General features: G+C 70.4%; 1 pseudogene. It reads right to left on the bottom strand.

Annotated elements, in window-relative coordinates:
- Window positions 1-206 (bottom strand): annotated as a pseudogene (locus G3I71_RS50145) (helix-turn-helix domain-containing protein); the annotation flags it as partial.

Raw genomic sequence — 206 nt, 5'->3', positions numbered from 1 at the left:
TCCGGCTTGGTACGGCGATCGGCGTGGCCCTCGGTGTGGCGTCCGGGCTGGTTGCAGGAGACGGTGCGGGTGACGATGTTGCCGCCGGTGGTGCGTTCGCGGGTTCGGCGCAGGTAGCCGTGGGTTTCGAGTTCGCGCAGGGCGGCGGCGATGCGGTCGGGGCCCTCGGGGAATCTCTTGGCGAGGGTCTTGATGTCGACGGGGGA

Origin of the sequence: Streptomyces sp. SID12501 (genome assembly GCF_010550245.1) — a bacterium.
GTDB lineage: Bacteria > Actinomycetota > Actinomycetes > Streptomycetales > Streptomycetaceae > Streptomyces.
Note: the sequence above shows the minus strand (reverse complement) of the source record. Positions and strands in the feature narration are given on the sequence as shown.